The 24,418-nt window shown below is 73.1% G+C and carries 27 protein-coding genes; 20 read left to right on the top strand and 7 right to left on the bottom strand.

What is annotated here, in order from left to right; translation table 11 throughout:
- Positions 1-917, bottom strand: a 917-nt coding sequence (locus AB0K09_RS09545; RefSeq protein ID WP_366064734.1) for a carbohydrate binding domain-containing protein, incomplete at its 3' end; no start/stop codon positions are given.
- 233 nt (positions 918-1,150) lie between these two features.
- Here AB0K09_RS09545 and AB0K09_RS09540 point away from each other — a divergent pair.
- The 11 genes from AB0K09_RS09540 (at position 1,151) to AB0K09_RS09490 (ending at position 10,512) form a co-directional block, all read left to right on the top strand.
- A complete protein-coding gene (locus AB0K09_RS09540; protein ID WP_366064733.1) occupies positions 1,151-2,038 on the top strand; it encodes a hypothetical protein in 888 nt (295 codons plus the stop codon).
- Between the two features lie 52 nt (positions 2,039-2,090).
- On the top strand, positions 2,091-2,804 hold the full coding sequence (cpaB, locus tag AB0K09_RS09535) for a Flp pilus assembly protein CpaB (protein WP_366064732.1): 714 nt from the start codon (positions 2,091-2,093) through the stop codon (positions 2,802-2,804).
- Positions 2,805-2,823: 19 nt separating this feature from the next.
- On the top strand, positions 2,824-4,464 hold the full coding sequence (locus AB0K09_RS09530) for a P-loop NTPase (protein ID WP_366064731.1): 1,641 nt from the start codon (positions 2,824-2,826) through the stop codon (positions 4,462-4,464).
- A complete protein-coding gene (locus AB0K09_RS09525) occupies positions 4,464-4,901 on the top strand; it encodes a TadE/TadG family type IV pilus assembly protein (protein WP_366064730.1) in 438 nt (145 codons plus the stop codon). Before AB0K09_RS09530 ends, AB0K09_RS09525 begins: the two co-directional genes overlap by 1 nt.
- Entirely contained in the window at positions 4,898-6,256 is a 1,359-nt protein-coding gene (locus AB0K09_RS09520; protein WP_366064729.1) for a CpaF family protein, read from the top strand. Before AB0K09_RS09525 ends, AB0K09_RS09520 begins: the two co-directional genes overlap by 4 nt.
- Before the next feature lie 2 nt (positions 6,257-6,258).
- Positions 6,259-7,215, top strand: a complete 957-nt coding sequence (locus AB0K09_RS09515) for a type II secretion system F family protein (protein WP_366064728.1) — start codon at positions 6,259-6,261, stop codon at positions 7,213-7,215.
- Positions 7,216-7,236: 21 nt separating this feature from the next.
- Entirely contained in the window at positions 7,237-8,124 is an 888-nt protein-coding gene (locus tag AB0K09_RS09510; protein ID WP_366064727.1) for a DUF5936 domain-containing protein, read from the top strand.
- A 272-nt stretch (positions 8,125-8,396) separates the two neighbouring features.
- Positions 8,397-8,558 (top strand): hypothetical protein, encoded by a 162-nt coding sequence (locus AB0K09_RS09505; RefSeq protein ID WP_366064726.1) that lies wholly within the window; start codon positions 8,397-8,399, stop codon positions 8,556-8,558.
- The gene (locus AB0K09_RS09500; RefSeq protein WP_366064725.1) at positions 8,555-9,235 is read left to right on the top strand and encodes a pilus assembly protein TadG-related protein; all 681 of its coding nucleotides are present in this window, start codon (positions 8,555-8,557) and stop codon (positions 9,233-9,235) included. Before AB0K09_RS09505 ends, AB0K09_RS09500 begins: the two co-directional genes overlap by 4 nt.
- Before the next feature lie 39 nt (positions 9,236-9,274).
- Positions 9,275-9,889: a hypothetical protein gene (locus AB0K09_RS09495; RefSeq protein ID WP_366064724.1), complete on the top strand. Its 615-nt coding sequence runs from the start codon at positions 9,275-9,277 to the stop codon at positions 9,887-9,889.
- Entirely contained in the window at positions 9,886-10,512 is a 627-nt protein-coding gene (locus AB0K09_RS09490) for an OmpA family protein (protein ID WP_366064723.1), read from the top strand. Before AB0K09_RS09495 ends, AB0K09_RS09490 begins: the two co-directional genes overlap by 4 nt.
- Before the next feature lie 61 nt (positions 10,513-10,573).
- Here AB0K09_RS09490 and AB0K09_RS09485 read toward each other — a convergent pair whose 3' ends face one another.
- Positions 10,574-11,047 (bottom strand): hypothetical protein, encoded by a 474-nt coding sequence (locus tag AB0K09_RS09485; RefSeq protein WP_366064722.1) that lies wholly within the window; start codon positions 11,045-11,047, stop codon positions 10,574-10,576.
- A gap of 200 nt (positions 11,048-11,247) precedes the next feature.
- Between AB0K09_RS09485 and AB0K09_RS09480 the strand changes: the two genes are divergently transcribed.
- Positions 11,248-12,321, top strand: a complete 1,074-nt coding sequence (locus AB0K09_RS09480) for a helix-turn-helix domain-containing protein (protein WP_366064721.1) — start codon at positions 11,248-11,250, stop codon at positions 12,319-12,321.
- A 148-nt stretch (positions 12,322-12,469) separates the two neighbouring features.
- Here the strand turns inward: AB0K09_RS09480 and AB0K09_RS09475 are convergent, their stop codons facing one another.
- Positions 12,470-12,880, bottom strand: a complete 411-nt coding sequence (locus tag AB0K09_RS09475; RefSeq protein WP_366064720.1) for a hypothetical protein — start codon at positions 12,878-12,880, stop codon at positions 12,470-12,472.
- 149 nt (positions 12,881-13,029) lie between these two features.
- Complete coding sequence (locus tag AB0K09_RS09470) at positions 13,030-13,359, bottom strand: hydrophobin family protein (RefSeq protein WP_366064719.1); 330 nt, start codon at positions 13,357-13,359, stop codon at positions 13,030-13,032.
- 186 nt (positions 13,360-13,545) lie between these two features.
- Here AB0K09_RS09470 and AB0K09_RS09465 point away from each other — a divergent pair, with 186 nt between their 5' ends.
- On the top strand, positions 13,546-14,049 hold the full coding sequence (locus tag AB0K09_RS09465; protein ID WP_366064718.1) for a carboxymuconolactone decarboxylase family protein: 504 nt from the start codon (positions 13,546-13,548) through the stop codon (positions 14,047-14,049).
- A 201-nt stretch (positions 14,050-14,250) separates the two neighbouring features.
- Complete coding sequence (locus tag AB0K09_RS09460) at positions 14,251-14,733, top strand: SRPBCC family protein (RefSeq protein WP_366064717.1); 483 nt, start codon at positions 14,251-14,253, stop codon at positions 14,731-14,733.
- Between the two features lie 172 nt (positions 14,734-14,905).
- Here the strand turns inward: AB0K09_RS09460 and AB0K09_RS09455 are convergent, their stop codons facing one another.
- Entirely contained in the window at positions 14,906-15,421 is a 516-nt protein-coding gene (locus AB0K09_RS09455; protein ID WP_366064716.1) for a GNAT family N-acetyltransferase, read from the bottom strand.
- Between the two features lie 253 nt (positions 15,422-15,674).
- Between AB0K09_RS09455 and AB0K09_RS09450 the strand changes: the two genes are divergently transcribed.
- The gene (locus AB0K09_RS09450; protein ID WP_366064715.1) at positions 15,675-16,916 is read left to right on the top strand and encodes a hypothetical protein; all 1,242 of its coding nucleotides are present in this window, start codon (positions 15,675-15,677) and stop codon (positions 16,914-16,916) included.
- Positions 16,917-17,033: 117 nt separating this feature from the next.
- On the opposite strand, the gene AB0K09_RS09445 is transcribed toward AB0K09_RS09450, so the two are convergent.
- A complete protein-coding gene (locus tag AB0K09_RS09445) occupies positions 17,034-17,384 on the bottom strand; it encodes a DUF192 domain-containing protein (RefSeq protein ID WP_366064714.1) in 351 nt (116 codons plus the stop codon).
- Between the two features lie 90 nt (positions 17,385-17,474).
- Between AB0K09_RS09445 and AB0K09_RS09440 the strand changes: the two genes are divergently transcribed.
- The 3 genes from AB0K09_RS09440 (at position 17,475) to AB0K09_RS09430 (ending at position 20,229) form a co-directional block, all read left to right on the top strand.
- Complete coding sequence (locus AB0K09_RS09440) at positions 17,475-18,200, top strand: A24 family peptidase (RefSeq protein ID WP_366064713.1); 726 nt, start codon at positions 17,475-17,477, stop codon at positions 18,198-18,200.
- Between the two features lie 52 nt (positions 18,201-18,252).
- Positions 18,253-18,834, top strand: a complete 582-nt coding sequence (locus AB0K09_RS09435; protein ID WP_366064712.1) for a TetR/AcrR family transcriptional regulator — start codon at positions 18,253-18,255, stop codon at positions 18,832-18,834.
- 84 nt (positions 18,835-18,918) lie between these two features.
- A complete protein-coding gene (locus AB0K09_RS09430) occupies positions 18,919-20,229 on the top strand; it encodes a Cmx/CmrA family chloramphenicol efflux MFS transporter (protein WP_366064711.1) in 1,311 nt (436 codons plus the stop codon).
- A gap of 367 nt (positions 20,230-20,596) precedes the next feature.
- Here the strand turns inward: AB0K09_RS09430 and mgrA are convergent, their stop codons facing one another.
- Entirely contained in the window at positions 20,597-21,634 is a 1,038-nt protein-coding gene (gene mgrA / locus AB0K09_RS09425; RefSeq protein ID WP_366064710.1) for an L-glyceraldehyde 3-phosphate reductase, read from the bottom strand.
- 115 nt (positions 21,635-21,749) lie between these two features.
- Here mgrA and AB0K09_RS09420 point away from each other — a divergent pair, with 115 nt between their 5' ends.
- Entirely contained in the window at positions 21,750-22,511 is a 762-nt protein-coding gene (locus AB0K09_RS09420) for an isoprenyl transferase (RefSeq protein ID WP_366064735.1), read from the top strand.
- 465 nt (positions 22,512-22,976) lie between these two features.
- On the top strand, positions 22,977-24,299 hold the full coding sequence (locus tag AB0K09_RS09415; protein ID WP_366064709.1) for a PhoH family protein: 1,323 nt from the start codon (positions 22,977-22,979) through the stop codon (positions 24,297-24,299).
- The last annotated feature ends 119 nt before the right edge of the window (positions 24,300-24,418 follow it).

The raw sequence follows: 24,418 nt of genomic DNA, 5'->3' as shown, positions 1-24,418 counted from the left end.
GGCCGATCCCCCCGGAGTACCCGACGGAGGCCGAGCGCGCCGGCGACGGGCCGTCCGACCACTCCGTCAGCGGCTGGCAGGCCAGCAGCGGCAGCGCCGGTGACCGCGTGCGCGGGCACGCCCGGGTCGCCGCCGCTGCCGGCGCTGGTCGTCACGGTGACCGGGGCGGACTTCGGCGACTCGCCGGCCGCGTTCACGGCCGTGACCTCGAAGCGGTAGGCGGTGGCGGGCGCGAGCCCGGTGACGGTCGCCGAGGTGCCGGTGACGGACTGGACCCGGGTGCCGTCCCGGTAGACGTTGTAGCCGGTCGCGCCCGGTACGGCGGTCCAGGTCAGGGCGGCGGACGAGGCGGTGACGGAGCCGGCCGAGAGGCCGCCCGGCGCGCCGGGCACGGGGTCGCCGGGGTCACCGCCGGGGCCGGTGAGGCTGATGTCGTCCGCGTAGTAGGCGGGCTGCCCGTACCAGCCGTGCGTGTAGACGGTGACCGAGGTGGTGTTCGCGCCGGTCGTGAAGGTGGTGGTGAGCTGCTGCCAGTCGGCGGCGTTCGGCGTCCAGGTGGACACGTCCGTGGTGCCGGTGCCGCCGGCGCCGAGGTAGACGTACGAGCCCCTGACCCATGCGCTCAGCGTGTACGAGGAGTTGGGGCGCACGCTGACCGTCTGCGCGCAGCGGGCGTTGTCGGAGCCGGCGGGGGTGGCCTTCAGTGCGGCCGTGCCGGAGCGGACGGGGGAGCCGGTGGTCGTACCGCTGTCGCTCGAACAGCTCCAGCCGGCGAGGCCGGTCTCGAAGCCGGGATTGCCGATCAGGTTGGCGGCGGCCGCCGCCGCGGGTCCTTCGGCGACGGCCGTGATACCGGCCGCGGTGAGCGCGGCGGCGGCGAGAACGCCGCCGAACCGGCGTCCGGCCCGGCGTCTCACCCCTGGGGACGTGCGGGAGCGTGCGTGATCCACTACTGCCTCCGGTGGGAAGGGAGTTGGAGCTGCTGCGGGGGGTATGCATCGGGGAACGGTGGCCACCGTGTGCGCGTAAAGATGGTCCAGACCATTCGATCCGTCAAGGGTTGGCGACGTACGGTTCTCAGCCGCTCCGTTCGTGGATAAGGTGCGGAGGCAGCCACAGCCCCCGAGGCCGGAGTGAACGGGGAAGCCGAGTGCCCATCGCCATAGCGGTCACCAGCTCCGACCTGGTGCTCCCACCGCCCGACGGGCCGGTTCCCGCCGCCGTGCTCCAGCCGCCCGGGGCGCAGTCGCTGGAGACCGCCGTCGCCCAGGCCGCGCTCCTGCTCGACCAGTGCGGCCACCTCGTCGTCCCCTACCCGGACTCGCTCCCCGCGCCGTACGTGCGCCGGCTGCACACCGTGCGGTCCGTACTGGAGAGCGACCGCATCGCCCTGCTGCCGCTCGCGCTGCCGCCGCTCGCCGTCGCCGTCCTGGCCCGGCAGTTACGGCAGTTGTCCGCCTCCGACCTCGGCCCGGGCGTCCTCGCCTCGGCGGCGCGGCTGCTCGCCCACTACGTCTACGCCGGCGCCGAACTCGCGGCCGTCACCCGGCTGGACCGGGTCGACGTCGGCCTCGGTAGCCACCTCGCCTCGCTGCTGCCCGGCGTGCGCTTCGGGGTACTCGTCAGCCCCGAGCGGCGGCTCGTCCGCCTCGGGGGAGGTGCGGACGACACGGACTTCCCCGGACCGGCCTTCGCCACCCGGCTGACCGTCGCCCGGGACCGGCCGCCCAGGGGCGCCGACTGGGTCACCGGCACCGTCGCCGCGCACTGGCGGGTCCAGGGCGTCCAGGAGATCCGGCCCCTCCCCGCCGACTCCCACCGCTGGTGGGGCACCCGCCGGGCCGTCGAATTCACCGCCGCCATTCCCGACCCCTCGACGCTGTACCAGCTCATCGCCTCCGTACGGCGCGAGGAGTGCCACTGGTGCGGCCTCGAACTCATCGGCGACCGCTGCGGCTTCTGCGCGGCGCCCGTCCTGCCGCGCGCCGACGGGGGCGGCACGCACGCCCTCGGCCCGCCCGCCGGCGCGGGCCGCTGACCGCACCGCCGAGCACGACCCCGTCACATCCCCGAACGAGGTTCGCCGCCCCATGAATTCACGTCAGCGCCGCGGAGTCGTCCTGCTGCTCCTGTCCGCCCTCTGCGCCGTCGGCGCGCTCGCCGGAGTGCTCGCGGTCATCCACGACGCCGAGTCCAAGGCCGGCCCGGAGACCACCGCCTACCGGGTGAAGGACGACGTGCCCGCCTACCGCGACCTCAAGGGCGCCGAGTTCGAACGGATCTCCATGCCCCGGCGCTGGTTGCCGGCCACCGCCGTCACCGACCTCGCCGACGTCCGCGGCAAGATCGCCGTCACCCCGCTGCGGAAGGGCTCGCTGCTGCAGAGCGACATGATCGTCGCCCGGCCCGCGCTCGCGCCCGGCGAACAGGAGATCGCCATCATGATCGACGCGGCGACGGGCGTCGCCGGCAAGATCCGGCCCGGCGCGACGGTCAACATCTACGCCACCTTCGACGCGAAGGAGCAGGGCACCAAGCCGGTGTCGAAGGTGCTCGTCAGCGGCGCCCGGGTCATCGACGTCGGCAAGCTGACCCCCATCGACCGCGAGCGCGACACCACCGGCGGCGGCCGCCGGGCCGGCGAGGCGGTGCCGATCACCTTCGCCCTGGACACCAGGGACGCCCAGCGCGTCGCCTACGCGGAGTCCTTCGCCACCCATGTCCGGCTCGCCCTCGTCGCCCCCGGCGGCGACGGCACGGCCGGCAGCGGCGACCGCACCTACACCCTCGACAGCGACAAGTGAGCTTAAGGCAGGGCCCACGGTGACGATCAGAATCCTTCCGGCCGTCGGCGACCCGGACACCGCGCGCGCCGTTGGCGGACTGCTCGGCCGGCTGCCCGGCGCCGAAGTGCTGCACACGGTCGGCGACTCCACCCGGTTGCTCGACACCCTGGCCGTCGTCGCCGCGGCCTCCGTCGGCGAGCTGCCCGAGGTCGTCCTCGTCCACGAGCGCCTCGGCCCCCTCCCCGCCCTCGAACTCGTCCGGGAGATCGCCCTCCGCTTCCCCGCCACCGGCGTCGTCCTGCTGAGCGCCGAGCCGGGCCCGGCGCTCTACGCCGCCGCCATGGACTGCGGTGCGCGCGGTCTGGCCGGACTCCCGCCGGTGTACGAGGAGCTCGCCGCCCGCATCCAGGCGGCCGCCCACTGGGCCACCGGAGTCCGCCGCCACCTCGGCGGCCGGTCCGCCGAGGAGCCCGCCGACGGCAGCCCCGCCGGCCGGCTCGTCGCCGTCATGGGCGCCAAGGGCGGCGTCGGCACGACCGTCACGGCCGTGCAGCTCGCCCTCGCCGCGTGCGCGGCCGGCCGCGGCACCGCCCTCGTCGACCTCGACCTCCAGTCCGGCGACGTCGCCTCCTACCTCGACGTACGCTTCGGGCGCTCCGTCGCCGACCTCGCCGGCATCCGCGACATCTCGCCGCGCGTCCTCCAGGACGCCGTCTTCCCCCACCCCACCGGCCTCGGGCTGCTGCTCGCCCCCGCCGAGGGCGAGCGCGGCGAGGAGGTCGGCGACCTCGCCGCCCGCCAGATCACCGCCGCGCTGCGCGGCCGCTACGAGACCGTCGTCGTCGACTGCGGCACCCAGATCACGGCGGCCGGCGCCGCCGTCATCGAGACGGCGGACCTCGCCCTGCTCGTGACCACCCCGGACGTCGTCTCCGTACGGGCCGCCCGGCGCATGGTCCGGCTCTGCGAACGCCTCCAGATCCGCAAGCCCGAGGAGACGGTGACCGTGCTCAACCGCCACACCCGCACCGCCGAGATCCAGCCCGCCCTCGTCGAGCGCGCCACCGGCACGAAGACCGCCCGCACGACCGTCCCGGCCGGCTACAAGGAGCTCCAGGGCGCCGTCGACTCCGGCCGCATGCAGGACCTCGACCACAGGTCGGCGGTCCGGCGCGCGCTGTGGACGCTGGCGGGCGAGCTCGGCCTGGCCGCGGCACCGGCGCCTGCCGCGCCGCGGCGCCGGCACGCGATCGGGCCGGGCGGTCCGGGGGGCACAGGCACGGGCGCCGACCAGCTGGCCCCGGTCCCGCTGCCCGGTGCGCGCTTCCGGCGGCGCCTGGGCGGCGACCGCGGCCAGATCGCGGTGGAGTTCGCGGGGCTGCTGCCGCTGATCCTGGTGGCACTGGCGGTGATCTGGCAGTGCGTGCTGGTCGGCTACACGTACTCCCTTGCCGGGCACGCGGCGGATCGGGGTGCCCGGGCGGGGGCGGTCGGGCGGGACTGCGCCGCCGCCGCGCGGGCCGACTTGCCGTCGGAGTGGTCGGCGGACGCGGCCTGTGGCGGCGGGGGCGCCGTGTACACCGCGCGGGTGAGCCTGCGGGTGCCGGTGCTTTTTCCGGGGGCGCTGGACTGGCCGTGGGGCGTGAGCAGCACTGCGGGTGCGGCGAGGGAGGACTGATGCTTTTTCCCACCCGCCCACCCGTCACCCGGAACATCCGGGGCGCTGTTCAGCCCGTCCGGCGGGCGGAGCCCTCGGAAGACACCGGCTCCGTATCCGTCGAGTTCCTCGGGTTCCTTCCCCTCCTCCTGCTCGTCGCGCTCGCCGCCGTTCATCTCGGGCTCGCCGCCTTCGCCGCGCAGCAGGCCGGGAGCGGGGCCCGGGCCGCGGCCCGGGGGATGTCGGTCGACGCGCCCGCCGGCGACCCCGAGACCGTCGCCCGCGAGGCCATGACCGGATGGGTCGCCGGCAAGGCGGACGTGCGGGCCACCGCCTGCGGCGACGCCCGCCGCGCCACCGCGACGGTGAGCGTCGACGTGCCGGCCGTCATCCCCGGGACCGGATTCACCGTCACCCGCCGCGCGACGATGCCCTGCCCGGGGAGGAGCGCCCCATGAGCCTGCGCGCCCGCATCGGCGCCCCCGGCACCCCCGCCGACGGGCGGGAGCCCGGGCACCTGGTGCCCGTCTACCGGGCCAAACTGCTGGAGGAGATCGACCTCGCCGAGATGTCCGCCCTGACCGCGGCCGAGCGGCGCGGCCGGCTGGAGCGGGTGCTCGGGCACATCATCAGCCGCGAGGGCCCGGTCCTCTCCACCGCCGAGCGGGACCGTCTCATACGCCGCGTCGTCGACGAGGCCCTCGGCCTCGGCGTCCTCGAACCGCTCCTGGAGGACCCCTCCGTCACCGAGATCATGGTCAACGGCCCGGACCAGGTCTTCGTCGAACGTGCCGGCCGCGTCGAGCCCGTCCCGGTGCGCTTCGCCTCGCACGAACAGCTGATGCAGACGATCGAGCGCATCGTCTCGACCGTCAACCGCCGCGTCGACGAGTCGAACCCGATGGTCGACGCCCGGCTGCCGACCGGCGAGCGCGTCAACGTGATCATCCCGCCGCTGGCGCTGAACGGCGCGACGCTGACCATCCGCCGCTTCCCCCGCGCCTACACCCTGCGCGAGCTCATCGGCATGGGCACGCTGGACGAACAGACGCTGCTGCTGTTCGCCGCGCTCGTCCGGGCCAAGTTCAACATCGTGGTGTCCGGGCCCACCGGCGCGGGAAAGACGACGCTGCTCAACGCCCTGTCCGGGCTCATCCCGGAAGGCGAGCGGATCATCACCGTGGAGGACGCCGCCGAGCTCCAGCTCCAGCAGACGCACGTCATCCGGCTGGAGTCCCGGCCGCCGAACGTCGAGGGCAAGGGCCGGATCACCATCCGCGACCTCGTGCGCAACTCCCTGCGCATGCGCCCCGACCGCATCATCGTCGGCGAGGTACGCGGCGGGGAGACGCTCGACATGCTCCAGGCGATGTCGACCGGTCACGACGGCTCGCTCGCGACCGTGCACGCCAACAGCGCGGAGGACGCGCTGATGCGGCTGCGGACGCTGGCGTCGATGTCCGAGGTCAAGGTCCCGTACGAGGCGCTGCGGGAGCAGATCCACAGTGCCGTCGACTGCATCGTCCAGCTCGCCCGCAGCGCGGACGGCTCGCGGCGCGTGGCCGAGGTGGCCCTGCTGGACGGCACGCCCCGGGCCGACGGCCGGGCCGACGGTTACCGCCTCGCCACCGTCTGCCGCTTCGACGCCCGGCCCCTGGGCCCCGACCGCGTCGTGCGCGGCGACTTCGCGCACTTCCCCCTCCCCGAGCGCGCCGCGGAACGGCTGCGGCTGGCCGACGAGTCGGTGCCGCCCGCCTTCGGCGTCGCCGGCCACCCCGGCGAGCTCCGGATCCGAGAGACGAGGACGAGATAGCCATGGCCGACCCCGGGCTGGCCGACCCCGCGCTGCTGGCCGTGGGCACCACCGTGCTCTGCGGCGTCCTCGCCGTGGCGGGCGTACGGACGTACGCGACCGGAAGGGCCCGTCACCAGGCCCTCGTCGAGCGGCTCGACGACGCGCCCCCGCCACCGCCCCCGTCCGGCCGCCGGCGCCGCTTCCGCCGGCTGGACCGCCGGCTGCGGGCCACCCGCCCCGGCCGCCGCCTGGAGCGGCGCATCGCCTCGACCGGCCTCGACGTCACCCCCGGCGAGTTCGCCGTGTGCACCGCAGGGGCGGCGGCGGGGCTGTGGCTGGTCGCCGCGGCCGCCCTCGCGCCCTTCTTCGGGCCGCTCGCCGCGGCCGTGGCGCTGTGGTCCGCCGCGGCCTTCCTCTCCTGGCAGCGCCGCAAGCGCATCGAGCGGTTCATCGGCCAGCTCCCCGAGCTCTCCCGGATCCTCGCCAACGCCACCCAGGCCGGCCTCGCCCTGCGCACCGCCCTGAGCATGGCCGCCGAGGAGATGGAGGCCCCGGCCGGCGAGGAGCTCGGCAAGGTCGCCGACCGGCTCGCCGTCGGCCACTCCGTCGAGGAGGCCCTCGGCGAGCTCGCCGAGCGGCTGCCCTCCCGGGAGCTGGTCGTGCTGGTGACCACCCTGGTGCTCGCCAACCGGGCCGGTGGCACCGTCGTCACCTCCCTGCGCAACCTCACCACCACCCTGGAGGAGCGCAAGGAGACCCGGCGCGAGGTGCGCACCCAGCTGTCCCAGGTGACCGTCACCGCCTACGTCGTACCGCTGATGGGCATCGGCACGCTGCTGCTCATGGACCGCATCGTGCCCGGCTCCATCGACCGCATGACCGGCGAGTGGCTCGGCCGGCTCGCCGTGATCGCCGCCTTCGCCCTGTACGGGCTGGGCTTCTTCCTCATCCGCCGCCTGTCGAAGATCGACGTGTAGCCGCTGCCGCTGGAGCTGACGATGGGACTGCTGCTCGCCCTGCTGGCCGCCGCCTCGGTGGCCGGCCTCGCCTACGGCATCGTGCTGTGCCGCAGCGAGGCCCGGCTGCCCGAGGACCTGGCCGTGGCCCTGGAGGTCGGCGCCACCCGCACCACGGCCGTCGGCTCCGCCGTCGACCGGCTCGGCATGCGCTGGGCACCGCTGGTGCTGCGGCTCATGGGTGAGAAGCGCGTGGCGCGCGTCCGCACCCGCATCGACCGCGCCGGCAACCCCGGCGGCCTGACCGTCGACCGGTACGCGGCGCGCCGCGCCGTCTACGGGGCGCTCGGGTTCGGCGGCGCGCTGGTGATGCTCGCGGAGGGGCAGCCTCTCCTGGCGCTGCTGCTCGTCGCCTTCGGGCTGTTCTGGATCGAGGTCGGCATCTGGGCCGCCGTACGCGAACGCAAGGACGCGATCGAGCGCACCCTGCCGGACTTCCTCGACGTCCTCGCCGTCGTCGTCAGCGCGGGGCTCGGCTTCCGGCAGGCCCTGGACCGGGTCGCCGAGCGGTACGAGGGGCCGTGGGCGGACGAGCTGCGCATCACGCTGCGCCGGATGGACATGGGCGTCAGCCGTCGCCAGGCCTTCGACGAGCTGCGGCGGCGCAACGACTCCGAGCAGGTCGCCCAGTTCGTCACGGCGTTGCAGCAGGGCGAGGAGCTGGGCACGCCCATCGTCGACACGCTCGTCGCACTCGCGACCGACATGCGGCGCACCGACGCCCAGCAGGCGCGCCGCCGCGCCGCGCGCGCCGTCCCGAAGGCGACGATGGTCATCACGACCTTCATGGTGCCGGGCACGATGATCCTGCTCGTCGCGGGCTTCTTCCTCGGCTCGGGCATGGACTTCGGCCTCGTCGGGGGCCGTTGAGCCATGGCCGGGTCACCGGCGTTTTCCGCGAAGGGCCTTCGCGTGTGCAACGGGATGTGGCACAGTCGAGCGGACGGCACCGCCGGGGGGTGAGCGCGTGGGAAACACCGGGGAAGGCGTGTCCCAACTCGGCGTTGTGGGAAGGGAATCGGTTCGCACACCCTGTCCCGGGGCTGCTGATCCGGCGTACGTTTCTCGTGTCGCGCACGGCACCACGGGGACTCACCCGCCGGACCGAGGTGGTCCGGCCGTCCACGGAGGGGAACACCACGATGGGCAAGCGCTTACGGCGAGACGACCGGGGGCAGACCTCGATCGAATACCTGGGCATCATCGCGGTGGTCGTGGCGATCATCCTCGTGCTGACCACGACCGACTTCGGCACGATGATCGCGACGGCCATCACCAATCAGATCACCCGGATCACGGGTTGACGCGGAGCCGCACTCCGAAGGACTCCGGGCAGGCCTTCCCGCTCTACATCGCGGCGGTGGCGGGCCTGCTCTTCATCGCCCTGGCCTGCTTCGCGGTAGGCCAGGCGGGCGCCACCCGCAACGGCGCCCAGACCGCGGCCGACGCGGCGGCGCTCGCGGCCGCCCAGGACTACCGCGACCAGCTGCGGACGGGCCTGCTCGCCGCGCTGGGCGCCACCGCCCCCGGCGTGCCCGCCACTCCGCGCGCCACCGCCCCCGGCGCGCCCGCCGCCCCCGGGGCGCCTGCCGTGCCGGCCACCGGGGCCCGCTGGGAGGACTGGCTGGCCGGCCGGGGCGCCGATGCCGCGCTCGCCTGCGGCGCGGCCTCCGCGTACGCCTCCGCGAACGACGCCGACCCGGACCCGGCCTGCGGGCCCGGCCGGACCGACGGCTCCTTCCGGGTCACCGTCCGCTCGGCGCGCCCGGTCGGCCGTACGGTCGTCCCCGGCACCGGGAGCATCCACGCCACGGCGACGGCCGAGGCCGTCGTGGAGCCGCGCTGCGCACCGGCCGTGCCCGGCCAGGACAGACCGCCCCTCTCCCTCGTCTGCGACGGCGAGCGGCTGATCCTCGACCCCGCGCGCCCGGACGGCGCCCCGCGGGCCACGGACCTCTTCGCCGTACGTCTGGACGACTGACCAGCCGACAGCGCCGACCGACCAGCAAAGGAACCCACCATGAGCGTTCGGCACAGGAGAACGGTCCGCGGGGGAGCGGCCGGGGCGGCGCTGGTGGCCGTGCTGGCCGTGGCGGCGGCGGGCTGCGGGGACGACGGCGGCGACGGCGGCGATCCGGGGCCGGCGCACAGGACGTCGGCGGCATCCGGCGAGAACCGGCCGGCCCCGGGAGCCGACGACTCCACGGACTCGCCCGGCGGCCCCGCGTCCGGCGCCCCGGGCGAACCGATAGGCGAGATCAAGGGCCCGGACGGCATCGTCGTCACCCTCACCTCCGCCGTCCGCGTGTCCGGCGGCTTCGTCACCGTCTCCGGCGCGGTCGCCAACCACGGCTCCAAGCCGTACACCCCCCTGACCTGGCGGTCGAAGGAGACGGAGCTGAAGTCCCAGTCGTCCGTCTCCGGCGCCTCCCTCGTCGACCAGGCCGGCAAGAAGCGCTATCTCGTGCTGCGCGACACCGACGGCGAGTGCCTGTGCACGACGGGCCTGGTCAACATCCGTCCCGGCGAGAGCCGTCCGGTCTTCGCCCAGTTCCCCGCGCCGCCGTCCTCGGTCACCGACGTCGACTTCCAGCTGCCGACCATGCCGTCCGTCCGCATCAAGATCTCGGGATGACGGAGCCCGCCATGCCGCCCACGCTCGCGCTCGCCGCCGCGGTCACCACGGTCATCGTCGCCACCGCCGCCCCGTCCCCGGCCGGCGGGACCGGCCCCGGCAACCACGCCGACACCACCCCGCCCGTGCGGATCGACCCCAAGGCCCCCGGGCTCAAGCTGCGGCCCGGCGCGAAGCTCGCCCCCGGCCGGGTCCTCGACATCAAGTCCGTCGTCGAGACCGGCAACGGCACCGAGCGCCGCGAGGACACCAACGTCAACGTCACCTTCGCCCTCCAGGCCGAGGTCCTCTTCGACAAGGACAGTGCCGGCCTCGGCCCCGAGGCCACCGCCCGCGTCCGCGGCATCGCCGACGAGGCGAGGAAGCAGCACGCCACCACCGTCCGCGTCTTCGGCTTCACCGACAACCTCGGCTCGGCCGAGCACGGAGTGGCCCTCTCCAAGCAGCGCGCGGACGCGGTCCAGCGTGAACTAGCCCGCGATCTGGGCTCGTCGGCCGTCTCCTACCAGATCCGCGGCTACGGCGAGCAGTACCCCATCTCCGACAACGCCACGGAGGAGGGCCGCCGCAAGAACCGCCGCGTGGAGATCAGCTTCCCGCGCGGGGGAGCGGACGCCCGCTAGCGCTCCCCGTTGAAGTGTGCCCACGAGCTGCTGCTGAGCCATTACTCCGCGGGTGACGCAACTACGGGCGCGGCCGGTGGAACCAGGCGGTCGTCTCCTTCGTGAGGCAGTTGACCAGCAGCAGCGCGCCCAGCGCGGCCCCGGGGCCGCTCATGGTCTGGCCCATGGCCAGGCTCAGCAGAGCGTTGGCCAGGACGACCGCGCCGAGCACGATCGCGCCGGTGCGTACCCCGGGGCCGCCGGTGGCGAAGCGGGCAGCGAGGATGAACGAGGCGGCGGCGAGGATCAGCGCGAGCCCGGCGGTCGCGTACCGGACGCCGGCCTCGCCGTCGTGGCCCCTGGCGGCCGTGACGGCGAGCAGACCCAGCGCGCCGAACGACTGCAGACCACCGAGGACGTAGAGCACGCCACGCGTCGTCCTCGCCTTGCCGGGCATGGGGACCGACATCTGCATCGGTGCCGACGGGCGGGCGGGCGCCGGCTGCGGGGCGTGGGGGTGGGACGGGCAGGGGTCGGGCGATGCCGGCATGTTCACGATTCTTCCTCGGCTTGAGCGGTGCCCGCGGCGACGCGGGCATGGATGCAGCATGACCTGGGAAAACGCGGACGCGCATTGCCGGGCTCCGGCAGTTTTCACGATCCCCTGATGCCGGATTTCGGCACTTCTCGGCATCTGTCACCCTGGTGCGCGCGCCAAGAACTCGTCAGGGGCGCGTCAAAGAGTGGAGAGGGTACGTGACGCAGCGGGAACTTCCCGAGGAGTATGTGGCCGGCTATGCCGACATCCTCGTCGACGCGTCGGCCACCGGCCGGCGGCTGACCCGGGAGGAGCTGGAGTCGCGCCGGGCACTCGGCGAGCGCGCCGCCCAGGACGGCCACGGGCTGCGCCGGCTCGTCGTCGGTCATCTGTCCGTCACCCGTACCGTCTGGTCCTCCCTCGGCCTGTCCGCCGGCGCCCGCGACGCCGACGGCTTCCTCGCCGCCGCCGAGCAGGCCGTCGACGCCTTCGCCGAGGGCTACGAGCGCGCGCAGCGCCTGGCCGTGCGCCAGGCGGAGGCGGCCCGCCGCGAGTTCATCGACGACCTGCTGCTCGGACGCAGCGACCTGGGCAGCCTCGCCGAGCGCGCCGAACGCTTCGGCCTGCGCCTCGCCCGTACCCACGCGGTCGCCGTGGCCGCCGGCGCGGAGGCTTACGACACCCTGCACCCGGTCACGCGCCGGGTGGAATCGGCCCTCGCCACCCGCTTCGGCGACCGGCACATCCTCCTCACCACCAAGGCCGGGCGGCTGATCTGCGTCGCCTCCGGCGACGAGGACGACGTCCTCACGTACTTCGCCGCGCGGACACTCGACGCGACGCACGGCTGCCGGGTCGCCGTCGGCCGCCCCCATCCGGGCGCGGGCGGCGTGGTGCACTCCTACGAGGAGGCCCTCAACGCGCTGGAGCTGGCGGAGAGGATGACGCTGGACGCGCCCGTGCTGCGCGCCGCCGACCTGCTCGTCTTCCCCGTGCTCACCCGCGACCGCGAGGCGATGGCCGACCTCGTCCGCAACACGCTCGGCCCGCTCCGGCGGGCCCGGGGCGGTGCGCGACCACTGCTCGACACCCTCGGCGCCTACTTCGACTCCGGCTGCGTGGCGGCGGAGGCGGCACGCCGGTTGTCGCTGAGCGTCCGGGCGCTGACCTACCGCCTGGAGCGCATCGCCCAGTACACCGGCGCGGACCCCTCGGACCCGATGCACCGCTACACCTTGCAGACGGCCGTCATCGGGGCACGGCTGCTGGACTGGCCGGCGCGGGAGCTCTAGCCGGATCCTGTGTCATGGCACCAGGTTGCGGCTGTTTCAAGATTCTTTGGCGGATCGTGACCGAGAACCACTCGATCGTGTGGCGCCGCCGGGAACGACATCGCCGCCCGGCGCCATGGGCGCCGGGCGGCGAAGACGGCGATGCGGGTCAGCAGTTGGTGTTGTGCAGACCCGGCGTCTTGAAGTCGCCCTGGCCCTCGACCGCCAGGACGCCGTAGATGCTGCTGCAGCCCAGGTCCTGGTTCTTGAAGGCGTACGTCTTCGTGTCGCCCTTCTTGACCGTGTACGGGTTGCTCAGGTGCGTCGTGCCGCCCTTGTGGTAACCGAACTTCACGGTCACCGGGTCGCCGCCGGTCTTGCCGTACACGAGGTTCACGGTGTGGCCGTTGTCGATGATGGCCACGCAGAACGTGCCGTTGGACAGCTGGGTGCAGGAGGGCCCCGCGTTGCGGATCCCCACCGCACCGTCCGGCTCGTCGGCCGAGGCCGGAACCGCCAGGCCCGCGGCGGCGAGGAGGGAGGTGGCGAGAACGACACCGGCCCGAGTGTGCTTGCGCATGAGGAGAATCCTTTTCCCGCAGATAGCTGGGTTGATCACCGGCCACACTACCCAGGCGAAAATCGGCCAACAAGCCGGGTGTGCAAGTGCGGTTGGCCGGCAAAACGGATTCTGAAATTCCATCTGAACCGGTCTCTCCGGTTCCGTTTTTACGGGCAGACGTGACCTCGTGGCCGTTGTCCGACGGCGGCGATCGTGTTCAGCGTGTTCTTGGGGGCGCAGAAGTTCACGCGGCGGTCGCCGTTCGGCATCGGCGTGCAGGACAGTCCGACGGGGGCGTCGAGATTCCGGTGGGCGACGCCGAGCACCCGGAGGGCGGAGGCGATGGCGGGATCGTCCGGGGAGCCGACCGTCCGGCACCGCATGGGCGTGCGGCCGGCGGCCTGGGCGGTCCCGGTGCCGGCCAGGGAGGCGGCGACGATGAGCGCGGCGGTGGCCACGGCGGTGGACAGCTGGCGGACGGTCGTCTTCACGGGCATCTCCACATGAGTCCTTCGACGGAACGGGCCCCCAGCTTCCCGCCGCACGCCCGTTTCGCGGTGGTGACCAGGCGGAACGCGCCGCAACACCACTCGATGGAGAACTCGCGACGATCACCTGTCACATTCCCGCGCCGCGATCCGTCAGGGCAGTGAAGGCAACGCGAGAACGAAGGGAAGACCACCATGGCAGCACGTTCGATCACCGCAGAGGTTCCGATGGCGTCGCGGATGTCCGACCCCGCGCAGCTCGTACCCGAGCTGGCGGAGGTCTCCGCGGCCCTGTTCAAGGCCACCGGCAACCGCTCGGTCCCGCGCACCACGATCAGCCTGGTCCAGCTGCGGGCGGGCCAGATCGTCGGCAACACGTACCTGACCGTCCTGCACACGGGCTTCCTGCGGAAGGCCGGGGAGACGGAGGAGCGCATCACCTCGGTGTCGTCCTGGCAGGACTCGCCGTACTTCACCGCGGCGGAGCGCGCGGCGCTCGCCCTGGTGGAGGCGGTGCTCCAGCCGTCCGCGCACGGCGAGCGGGTCTCCGACGAGCTGTTCGCCGAGGTGGCCGAGCACTACGAGGAGAAGGCGCTGGCCACGCTGATGATCGCGATCGGGCAGGTCAACTTCTTCATCCCGATCGCACTGATCGCCAAGCCGGTGCCGGGGCGGTCGTTCTCCGAGCCGTGGGTGTGAGATTCCGGGCAGGCTCTTGCCGGACCGAAAGAAGCCGGGACCGGGGTGGGCGCGGTCAGCGCCAGCGCAGGCCGTGCGGCGGGCGCTCGGCGCGGAAGCCGGCGGAACGCGCGCTCGTAGCCGGTGGAGTGGAATGGAGCCAGGCCGAGGGGCGGTTGGCCGAGTCGAAGCATTCGGCCTGCAACGTTCTATGGAGCCACCGTGATACGCATCAAGGTCACCCAGCCTGTCAATGACTCAACTCCGTCAGGTCAACACCGCCTTGACCGCGACGGGCTGTGGGCCGGTCTGCTCAGCAAAGCCGAGAACGCCGTGCCATTCGTCGCCGGCATGACGGAGTGCACTGTGCTGGAACGCACGGACGAGGGCCTGGTACGCGAGGTGGTCGTGCGTGGTGAGCGAATCCGTGAGAATGTCGTCTTCCGGCAAGGGCAGCGTGTCAGCTTTCACCGTGAGGACGACCGCGCCACCTGGGTGATCCACAACGAGATCGGTGAGGATGAATCCGGCGCCCTCACCCTGACCTTTGCCGGCGAGATTCTGTTCCATGGCCAGGGCGCCGAAGTGGAACAGGACAGCGAGGCTGTCGCGGGCATGCGCGCGAGCACGCTCCAGACCGTACGGAACACCCTGGATGTCATCCGGCGTTCGGCAGCAGCTGGTTCCACCGGGTCAGCCGCATAAAGGGAGTTCCGTCCTTCACGGGTAGCTCGGTCAGCTCTGTGGCCGGCGTGGATGGGTCACTTCGACGAGAGCAGGTCTGTTCCTGGCACGCGTCCGGTGTGTCCCCGGCGTGTTCTCCGGTCCTGGTCACACAGTTCCAACGGCCGCCGGGAGCACCCCGGGCACGCCCGTCTCAGAGCACGCGCCGGTAGCGGAGCTCGGTGAGCGTGATCTCGTCGTAGACGTCGTCCTGAACCGCACCGTCGGCCTGATAGCCGGCCCGCTCGTAAAAGCGCCGGGCTCGTTGGTTGTCACGGAGAACCCACAGAGCCGACACCTTGAAGCCCTGGCTCTTCATCAGAGCGTGAGCCTCCCCCAGAAGCCTCCGGCCGATGCCCTTGCCGATCAGGTCCGGCGAGACGTACAGGGCGTAGACCTCGCCTGCCCGCCCCGGACCGGACATCTCGCTTCGGCACGGCCCGAAGCAGACCCACCCCACCGGGCCACGGTCACCGAGCGCCACCAGGTCCCGTGACGTCCGGTGGGGTTGAGAGAACAGCCGCCGCCGCTGACCGGCGTCACCTTCGACCGTCATGGCATCCAGATACGTCTGGGGAACGATGCCGGCGTACGCCGCCTGCCATCCCCGGACCCGGATTGCCGAGACCGCCTCGATATCGGCTCCAGCCATCTCCCGCACATGCACCATCGAGCCACGGTAAGGCCACGGGCACCTTGGAGCGGACCGTTTTTTGGCCCCCTGCCGGGCCTTGAGGGCGGAACCTGCGTACGTTGGCGGCCGGCAGCGCGCTCATCCGGGGCGCGGGCCCGTCCTCGTCCCCGTCCGGGTCGGCGGCCGGCCGTGGAGCGGCGCGCGGCTGATAGCCCCTCGCGAATCGCCTTGTTCTCGCGGGAGGATGGGGGCGCCCGGGACGGCGGGGGAGCGGTGAGGGAGGCGGGGCATGAGGGGCGGGCTCGTCGGGGTGGCGGCACTGGGGGTGCTCATGGCGAGCGGGCCCGCAGGGGCAGCGGCCGATGCCGAGGGGCCCCTGCTGAAGGCCGGTGCGGCGGCGTACGCGGACAGCATCCGGCCCGGGGAGCGGCGGACGTACACCGTGGAGCTGGACGGGGAGTCCAGTGCCTACGTCTCGGCGGTCGCGGTGCCGAAGGCCGGGAGCCGGATGGGAATGCGGGACGGGATCGAGGTCTCGCTGCGGACGTCGGACGGTACGCAGTGCGGGCCGGTGCGGCGCAGGTCGTTCCTGGCGGTCGGCGGTGCCTACCCGGTCGCGGACTACGCGGAGCGCGTCGTGAAGGCGGGCGGCCCGTGCCGGGGCGCGGGGACGTACCGGTTCGTCGTGGAGCGCGGGGACGCGCAGGGCGGGGATGACGCACCGCTGGCGCTGGAGCTGAAGCACGTCAGCGAGCCGCCGCGGAAGGGGGCGGCGGACGGCGGTCCGGTCGCGACCGGCGGCTGGAGCTCCCGGGCGCCGGCGCGGCCGTCCCAGGGAGCGGGCGAGGAGGTCACGGGCGGCAGCGGCTTCGACGACGCGGCCGCGCTCCGGCCGGGGACCTGGAAGGACGAGCTCCGGCCGGGGGAGACCCGCTTCTACCGCGTCTGGGTGGACGCGGGGGAGCAGCTCTTCGCCGACGCGGAGTTCGGGGCGGCGCCCGCGGGCGGGGCGCCTGCCGGCAGTGCGACCACCGGCAGTGCGACCGCCGGCCCGGCGTACGTGGTCGGCGGCGTGCGGCTGGGCGTGAACAACGCCGCCCGCGGCTACGTCATGAACAGGACCAGCAGCTATCAGGGGCGGCCCGCGACCGTCTCCCTCGCCACGCCCCCGGCCGCGTACGGCGGCGCGAACCCCACCGGCGAGGCGGTGCGGGGGATGCGCCTGGAGGGCTGGTACTTCCTCCAGGCGAGCCTGAGCCCGAAGGTGCGGCAGGCGCGCGTAACGGTGACGCTGCGGGTCGATGTCGCCGGTGCGCGCAAGGCCGAGCCGGGCGAGCCGGGCGCGGGCCCGGGCCCGGGCAGCGGGCCGGGGCACGGGGGCGTCGGCGGCGAGTCCGTCGCGGCGGCGGGCGAGAGCGGCCCGCGCCACGAACGGCTGCGGATCATCGGGCTCGCGGGCATCGCCACGGGCACGGCACTGCTGCTGGGACTCGGCGCGTGGACGTTCGCCGCGCGCCGGCGTGGCGGATAGCGGGGCGAGTCCGGTCAGACGGGGGTGCGAAACGCGAACCGCACGCCGGTCATGCGCTCCGACAGCTCCCGCGGACGGCGGATCCGGCGCGTCGTGGCCCGCCGGACAGGCCCCGGGTCAGTCGAGGACGTCGAGCCGCACCCCCGGGCGGATGCCCCAGCCCGCCATCGCGCCCGCCGCCGACTCCAGGACGTGACGTGCCCCCGGCCGGGGCGCGCCGAGACGGCCGGGGCGCATGGTGCACACGCTCAGCACGGTGAAGTCGCGGTCGAGGTAGGCCACGTCGATGGCCATGCGCATGCCGAAGGTGTGCACGCTGCCGGCCGGGGTGAGGAGCAGCGCGCCGTGAACGCCGTCGCGGCCCAGCAGGCCCCGCGTGCGGGCGCGCCAGGAGGCGGCGATCTCCAGGGGGATCACCGGACCGCCGGTGACGCGGAGTTGGGCCGGGCCGTCCTGCCAGCGAGCCATGGGCAGAGGCTATCCGGGCCGCGCGAGGTTATCCACAGGGCGTTGTCCACAGGCCGAGCGGGGCCCGGCGATCTCCCCTAACCTCGTTCCATGTACGCGCTGTTGATCCTCACGGCCGTTCTGTACGGGGCCGTGGCCGGGGCATTGGTGCCGCGCGCCCGGTACCGGCTGGCCGTGGAGGCGGGGCAGGAGTGGCGGTCCGTGGGGCCGTGCGGGCATCCGGTCGCGGGCTGGGCGGGGGCGGCGCGGTGCGGGGTGTGCGGGGAGCGGTACGCGGCGGGCGGATTGTGGTCCGTGGCGGTGACGGCGGCGGTGTGCGGGGGGATCGCGATGGCGGTGGGGGTGCGGCCCGAGCTGGGCGTGTGGCTGCTGATGGCGCCGGTGGCGGTGGTGCTGGCGGCGGTGGACTGGGCGGTGTGGCGGCTGCCCGATGTGCTGACGCTGCCGCTGGCGGCCGGGGCCGTGGCGCTGCTGGGGGTGGCCGCGCTGATACCGGGCGCGGCCGGGTCCTGGCGGCGGGCGCTGCTCGGGGCGCTGGCGCTGGGGGCCGGATATCTGGGGCTGTTCCTGCTGCATCCCAGGGGGCTGGGCTTCGGGGACGTGAAGCTGGCGGTCGGCTTGGGCTGTGCGCTCGGCTGGTACGGATGGGGGGTGCTGATACTCGGCGCGCTGGCCGGGCTGCTGCTCGGATCCGGCTACGGCATCGGGATGCTGATGACGCGAAGAGCCGGGCGTGGGGACGCGATGCCGCTCGGGCCCTTCATGATCGCGGGTGCTTGGGCGGGGGTGCTGGCCGGCGGCTGGGCGGCGGGCTGAGCAGTTGAACGGGTAATGGATCACTTGATCCAAAACCTGTTACGGTCGAGCCATGGCCCGACCGAGGAAGTTCGACGAGGAGCGGGCGGTCGACGCCGCGCTGGAGGCGTTCTGGACCGCCGGCTACGAAGCCACGTCGACCCAGGACCTGTGCGACGCCACCGGGCTGGGCCGCAGCAGCATCTACAACACCTTCAAGAGCAAACACGACCTCTTCCGGCGGGCCCTGCACTCCTATATGGAGCGCAGGACCGGTGAGTTGGTCGAGCTCATGCAGGGCGGGCTGCCCACGCGCGAGAAGATCCGCGTCCTGCTGGAGCGGGTGATCGCCGAGGAGAGCGAGCACGAGGAGGACGGCCGGGGCTGCCTGGTCGTCAACGCGGCCGTCGAACTGGCCGCCCGGGACGCCGAGGTGGCGAGCGAACTCGCGCGCGACTACCGGCACCGGTTGGACGCCCTGGCGTCGGCCTTCGAACGCGGCCGGTGTCAGGGGGACATCGACAGCGCCAAGGACCCGGCGGCCCTCGCCCACTTCGTGATCGCGACCATCGGCGGCCTCCGCGTCTCCGCTCGCGCCGGGGCGGACCGGGCCGTGCTGGAGGGGGTCGCGCGCACCGCTCTCGCGGCGATCTAGAGGGAGCCGGGCCGCCCCCGGAGGTCTCGCGTCTCCGCATCCTCATTTTGAACTGAGCAATACAAAACCTTCAGGGGGGACCCCATGCCGCTCGCCGTCTACATCCTCGCCCTGGGCATCTTCGCCCAGGGCACCTCCGAATTCATGCTGTCCGGCCTCATCCCCACCATCGCCGACGACCTCGGCGTCTCCATACCCGACGCCGGTCTGCTGGTCTCCGGCTTCGCCGTCGGCATGCTCGTCGGTGCGCCGCTGCTCGCCGTCGCCACGCTGCGGATGCCGCGCCGCACCGCGCTGGCCTGCTTCCAGGCGGTCTTCATCGCCGCGCACGTGGTGGGGGCGCTGTCCCCGGGCTACGCGCTGCTGTTCGCGACCCGCGTGGTCAGCGCCGTGGCGTATGCCGGGTTCTGGGCGGTGGCCGCCGCGACGGCGGTGCGGCTGGTGCCGACGGAGAGCAGGGCCAGGGCGATGTCCGTGGTGACCATGGGGCTGAGTCTGGCCACCGTGCTCGGCGTGCCGGCCGGGACGATCCTCGGGCAGCACGCGGGCTGGCGGGCCGTGTTCTGGGCCGTCGCCGCGCTCACCGCCGTCAGCCTGGTGAGCCTGGTGCTGTTCCTGCCGGACGATCGCCGGACGGCCGCCGACGCCGAGGGTGCCCCCTCCGTGCGGCGCGAACTCGCGGTGTTCTCCCGGCCCCGGCTCTGGCTGTCGTACGGCCTGACCGCGCTGAGCTGCGGCTGCGTCATCGCGATCTTCAGCTATCTGGCCCCGCTGCTGACCGAGGTGAGCGGGATGCCGGAGGGCTGGGTCCCGGCCGTGCTGTCGCTGTTCGGCGTGGGCGCCCTCGTGGGGCTGGCCGTCGGCGGCCGGACCGCCGACGCGCGCCCGCTGCCGACGCTCGGCACCGCGCTCGCGGGAATGACGGTCACCTCGCTGGCCCTGTGGTGGGGCGCGGGCAGCGCCCCGGTGACCGTCGTGCTGGTTTTCTTCCTCGGCCTCTTCGGGTTCCTGTCCAGTCCGGTCGTCCAGTCCCGGGTCTTCGCCATCGCCGGCGACGCGCCGACGCTGGTGGGGGCGGTGAACACCTCCGCCTTCAACGTGGGCATCACCCTGGCGCCCATGCTCGGCGGACTGACCATCGACGCCGGACTCGGCTACGCCTCCGTCGCCTGGGTGGGCGCGGCGATCGCGGTGGCCGGACTGCTCGCGCTGATCCCGGCTGCCGCCCTGGAGCGACGCCGGCCGGCCGCGCCCGTCGTGTCGCCCGCCGCATCGGACGCCGCGTCCGTGTCGGTCGTCACGCCCGCGTCGCCGACCGTGCCCGGTCAGCCCCGGGGTGTGAGCGCCGAGCAGCGCTCCGCCACCCGTGTGACGTGCTCGCCGTCAACTCGCTGATGTTTTTCCATAACGTTTTCGGAGCATCTGGAGGGCGATCTTCCGGCATCCGCGGAATGGCTGGTTCTACGCTGTAGGCCCAGTGCTGATGGGCCTGATGCGCCCTTTTGCGTGCCTCGAAACGGCTTTCCGCGCCGCCCTGTTCAAGATCAAAAAGGCCGGGTCCGGTCAGCACGCCACGCACTGTCACCCCTGCCGGTGCGTGGACTACCCCCTCGGACCGGTTATGGTGGAAACCCCCCCTCGGGCCGGTCCGTATCCCCCCCACGGACCGGCCCGTTTTCTTTTCCCGGGATCACTCTCCGTACGCGGGCCTGTCACCCGACGGAAATCCGCCGAACCGACCGGTCGGATTCCGCCAAGGGAATCAGGAACGGGCCGCCCAGATATTGACGCCCTCGGTGCTCACCGCGTACGAATCGATCTCCGCAAGCTCCTCCGGCTTCAGTGGCGCCGCGCCGAGCGCGGCCACATTCGCCTCCAGCTGCGCCACGCTGGACGCGCCGATCAGCGCCGAGGTCATCCGCTCGTCCCGCAGGACCCAGTTCAGGGCCAGCTGGGCCAGGGACTGGCCGCGCAGCCGGGCGATCTCGTTCAGCCCGCGCAGCCGGCGCAGCACGTCCTCGGTGAGCAGCCCCGGGTCGAGCGAGGTGCCCCGCGAGGCCCGGGAGCCCTCGGGGATGCCCTGCAGGTACTTGTCGGTGAGCAGGCCCTGGGCGAGCGGGGCGAAGGCGATGCAGCCCATGCCCTCCTCCTCCAGCGCGTCGAGCAGGCCGTCCTCCTCCGTCCAGCGGTTGATCATCGAGTAGGAGGGCTGGTGGATCAGGGCGGGCACGCCCATCTCCCGCAGCAGCCGGGCCGCCTCGCGCGTCTGCTCGGCGGAGTACGAGGACACGCCGGCGTAGAGCGCCTTGCCCTGCCGGACGGCGGACGCGAGCGCGCCCATCGTCTCCTCCAGCGGGGTGTGCGGGTCGAAGCGGTGGGAGTAGAAGATGTCGACGTAGTCGAGGCCCATCCGCGACAGCGAGGCGTCCAGCGAGGACAGCAGGTACTTCCGCGAGCCCCACTCGCCGTACGGGCCGGGGTGCATCAGATAGCCGGCCTTGGTGGAGATCAGCAGCTCGTCCCGGTACGGACGGAAGTCCTGGGCGAACAGCTTGCCGAAGTTCAGCTCGGCGGAGCCGGGCGGCGGGCCGTAATTGTTGGCCAGGTCGAAGTGGGTGACGCCGAGGTCGAAGGCGCGGCGCAGGATGGCCCGCTGCGAGCCGAGGGTGCGGTCGTCGCCGAAGTTGTGCCACAGTCCGAGGGAGACGGCGGGCAGCTTCAGGCCGCTGCGGCCGCTGCGCCGGTACTCCATGGAGTCGTAGCGTGAAGCGGCGGCGAGGTAGTGGGAGGATTCGGTCATGGCCACCTGATTACCACGGACCCCCGACGGGCCGGGTTGGGACCTCACGACACGCTGGCAGTAGTGTGGCGCCCCTCGACGGGGCGACCGATGTGGCATGGAGGGGCTGGAAGACGTGAAGTTGCGCGACCTGGTGTACAGGCTTTACGCACGCCGGGTGGAGGGCCGCCTCGACCACGCCCAGGTGCCCAAGCACATCGGCGTCATCCTCGACGGGAACCGCCGCTGGGCCCGGGCCGACGGCCGGACGACCGAGCAGGGCCACCAGGCCGGCGCAGACAAGATCTCCGAGCTGCTCGGCTGGTGCGACGAGACGGACGTCGAGGTCGTCACCCTCTGGATGCTCTCGACGGACAACCTCGACCGCCCTGCCGAGGAGCTCAACCCCCTCCTGGCCATCATCGAGAACACCGTCCGCGGCCTGGCCGCCGACGGACGCTGGCGCGTCCACCACGTGGGCACGCTCGATCTGCTCCCGGCCCGTACCCAGTCGGTCCTGAAGGAAGCCGAGCAGGAAACGCTCGGAATCGACGGGATACTGGTCAATGTCGCGGTCGGCTACGGCGGCCGGCAGGAGATCGCGGACGCCGTGCGCTCGCTGATCCTGGAAGCCGCGGAGAACGGCACCTCCCACGAGGAACTGGCCGAGATGGTCGACGTCGACCACATCACCAAGCACCTCTACACCCGCGGCCAGCCCGACCCCGACCTCATCATCCGCACCAGCGGCGAACAGCGGCTCTCGGGCTTCATGCTCTGGCAGAGCGCGCACTCCGAGTACTACTTCTGCGAGGTCTTCTGGCCCGCGTTCCGCAAGGTCGACTTCCTCCGCGCGCTGCGGGATTATGCGGCGCGGCACCGGCGGTACGGGTACTGACGGGGTAGGCCGCGTGGTCTTGCGGCCGGGGGTGCGGGGGTTGTCCCCCGCGTGGTGCAGCGCGGCGCGGCACCGGCGGTACGGGTACTGACGGGCTGACGGGCCGACCGGTCAGCCCGTCCGGCGTTCGAGGACACGCGGCGCGGCCGCGTCCAGGAGCGGGGGTGCCGGCCCCGCCGCCCCCCGACCTGCCGGGAGGCGCCCCGCATGGTCACGCGGTCGAGCGGGAATATCCCCTCCAGGCCGACGGTCGGTCAAAGGACCGTCGCTCTGCCAGCGGACGGCACGGGCCGTCCGCCCGGGAGGCCCTTTGCACCAGGACGACGACCGTGCGGACCGAGCGGAGCCGACGGGGGCACGGACGACGTGGCGGGGGCCGGTGCCCGGCCCCCGAGGGGCCAGGCCCGGCCCGTTCCCCGCGACGACGTCGCGCCCCGACCTCTCCCCGAGGGGGTTCGTCCACCCGTGGTGACCAGCAAGAAGCGCCGTGAGAGCGACCGGCGCACCTTTGTTCTCGACACCAGCGTCCTGCTGGCCGATCCGGCCGCCGTGTCCCGCTTCGAGGAGCACGAGGTCGTGCTTCCCGTCGTCGTGGTCACCGAGCTGGAGGCCAAGCGCCACCATCCCGAGCTCGGGTACTTCGCCCGCAAGGCCCTGCGCCTGCTGGACGAGTGCCGCGTGCAGTTCGGCCGGCTCGACGCGCCGATCCCGATCGGTGAACTGGGCGGGACGCTCAGGGTGGAGCTCAACCATTCCGATCCGGGCATACTGCCCGCCGGATTCCGGCTCGGCGACAACGACTCGCGCATCCTGGCCGTGGCCCGCAACCTCCAGGCCGAGGGGTACGACGTCACGGTCGTCTCCAAGGACCTGCCGCTGCGCATCAAGGCGTCGGCGGTCGGCCTGCTGGCCGAGGAGTACCGCGCGGAGCTCGCCATCACGGACTCCGGCTGGACCGGCATGGCCGAGCTGTCCATCACGGCCGGGCAGGTCGACGAACTCTTCGCCACCGAGCGCGTGTACGTACCGGAGGCGGCCGAACTTCCCGTGCACACGGGACTGGTGCTGCTCTCCGACCGCGGCAAGGCGCTCGGGCGCGTGACGGCGGACGGCTCGGTGCGGCTGGTGCGGGGCGACAGGGAGGCCTTCGGCATCCACGGCCGCAGCGCCGAGCAGCGCATCGCGCTCGATCTGCTGCTCGACCCGGACATCGGCATCGTCTCGATGGGCGGCCGCGCGGGCACGGGCAAGTCGGCGCTGGCGCTGTGCGCCGGGCTGGAGGCCGTCCTGGAGCGGCGGCAGCACAGGAAGGTGATGGTATTCCGCCCGCTGTACGCGGTCGGCGGCCAGGAGTTGGGGTATCTGCCCGGCACCGAGGCCGAGAAGATGAGCCCCTGGGCCCAGGCCGTCTTCGACACCCTCTCCGCGGTCACGAGCGCCGAGGTCATCGAGGAGGTCGTCGGGCGCGGCATGCTGGAGGTCCTGCCGCTCACGCACATCCGCGGCCGGTCCCTGCACGACGCGTTCGTCATCGTCGACGAGGCCCAGTCGCTGGAACGAAACGTTCTTCTGACCGTTCTGTCGCGCATCGGCGCCAACTCGCGCGTGGTGCTGACCCACGACGTGGCGCAGCGCGACAACCTCCGGGTCGGCCGCTACGACGGCGTGGTCGCCGTGGTCGAGAAGCTGAAGGGGCACCCGCTCTTCTCGCACGTCACGCTGACCCGTTCGGAGCGTTCGCCGATCGCGGCGCTGGTGACCGAAATGCTGGAGGACGGGCGCATCTGAACGGATCCGCCCCCGCTCAAGTGGCGCGCGGCAAAGCCGAAGAGCTTAGCCGCGCGCTGTCGTGCCGCGGCACGGTTTCCGCGAAACCGCAGGAGTAAACGGGGTGTGAGCTTTCCCAC

This window comes from Streptomyces sp. NPDC049577 (genome assembly GCF_040675635.1).
Taxonomy (GTDB): Bacteria; Actinomycetota; Actinomycetes; order Streptomycetales; family Streptomycetaceae; genus Streptomyces.
Note: the sequence above shows the minus strand (reverse complement) of the source record. Positions and strands in the feature narration are given on the sequence as shown.

Excerpts from the sequence above, each read along its gene's own strand:
- cpaB (WP_366064732.1), top strand. The coding sequence starts at position 2,091 with ATGAATTCACGTCAGCGCCGCGGAGTCGTCCTGCTGCTCCTGTCCGCC.
- AB0K09_RS09525 (WP_366064730.1), top strand. The coding sequence starts at position 4,464 with ATGCTTTTTCCCACCCGCCCACCCGTCACCCGGAACATCCGGGGCGCT.
- AB0K09_RS09520 (WP_366064729.1), top strand. The coding sequence starts at position 4,898 with ATGAGCCTGCGCGCCCGCATCGGCGCCCCCGGCACCCCCGCCGACGGG.
- AB0K09_RS09515 (WP_366064728.1), top strand. The coding sequence starts at position 6,259 with ATGGCCGACCCCGGGCTGGCCGACCCCGCGCTGCTGGCCGTGGGCACC.
- AB0K09_RS09510 (WP_366064727.1), top strand. The coding sequence starts at position 7,237 with ATGGGACTGCTGCTCGCCCTGCTGGCCGCCGCCTCGGTGGCCGGCCTC.
- AB0K09_RS09505 (WP_366064726.1), top strand. The coding sequence starts at position 8,397 with ATGGGCAAGCGCTTACGGCGAGACGACCGGGGGCAGACCTCGATCGAA.
- AB0K09_RS09495 (WP_366064724.1), top strand. The coding sequence starts at position 9,275 with ATGAGCGTTCGGCACAGGAGAACGGTCCGCGGGGGAGCGGCCGGGGCG.
- AB0K09_RS09490 (WP_366064723.1), top strand. The coding sequence starts at position 9,886 with ATGACGGAGCCCGCCATGCCGCCCACGCTCGCGCTCGCCGCCGCGGTC.
- AB0K09_RS09475 (WP_366064720.1), bottom strand. The coding sequence starts at position 12,880 with ATGCGCAAGCACACTCGGGCCGGTGTCGTTCTCGCCACCTCCCTCCTC.
- AB0K09_RS09470 (WP_366064719.1), bottom strand. The coding sequence starts at position 13,359 with ATGCCCGTGAAGACGACCGTCCGCCAGCTGTCCACCGCCGTGGCCACC.
- AB0K09_RS09465 (WP_366064718.1), top strand. The coding sequence starts at position 13,546 with ATGGCAGCACGTTCGATCACCGCAGAGGTTCCGATGGCGTCGCGGATG.
- AB0K09_RS09455 (WP_366064716.1), bottom strand. The coding sequence starts at position 15,421 with ATGGTGCATGTGCGGGAGATGGCTGGAGCCGATATCGAGGCGGTCTCG.
- AB0K09_RS09450 (WP_366064715.1), top strand. The coding sequence starts at position 15,675 with ATGAGGGGCGGGCTCGTCGGGGTGGCGGCACTGGGGGTGCTCATGGCG.
- AB0K09_RS09445 (WP_366064714.1), bottom strand. The coding sequence starts at position 17,384 with ATGGCTCGCTGGCAGGACGGCCCGGCCCAACTCCGCGTCACCGGCGGT.
- AB0K09_RS09440 (WP_366064713.1), top strand. The coding sequence starts at position 17,475 with ATGTACGCGCTGTTGATCCTCACGGCCGTTCTGTACGGGGCCGTGGCC.
- AB0K09_RS09435 (WP_366064712.1), top strand. The coding sequence starts at position 18,253 with ATGGCCCGACCGAGGAAGTTCGACGAGGAGCGGGCGGTCGACGCCGCG.
- AB0K09_RS09430 (WP_366064711.1), top strand. The coding sequence starts at position 18,919 with ATGCCGCTCGCCGTCTACATCCTCGCCCTGGGCATCTTCGCCCAGGGC.
- mgrA (WP_366064710.1), bottom strand. The coding sequence starts at position 21,634 with ATGACCGAATCCTCCCACTACCTCGCCGCCGCTTCACGCTACGACTCC.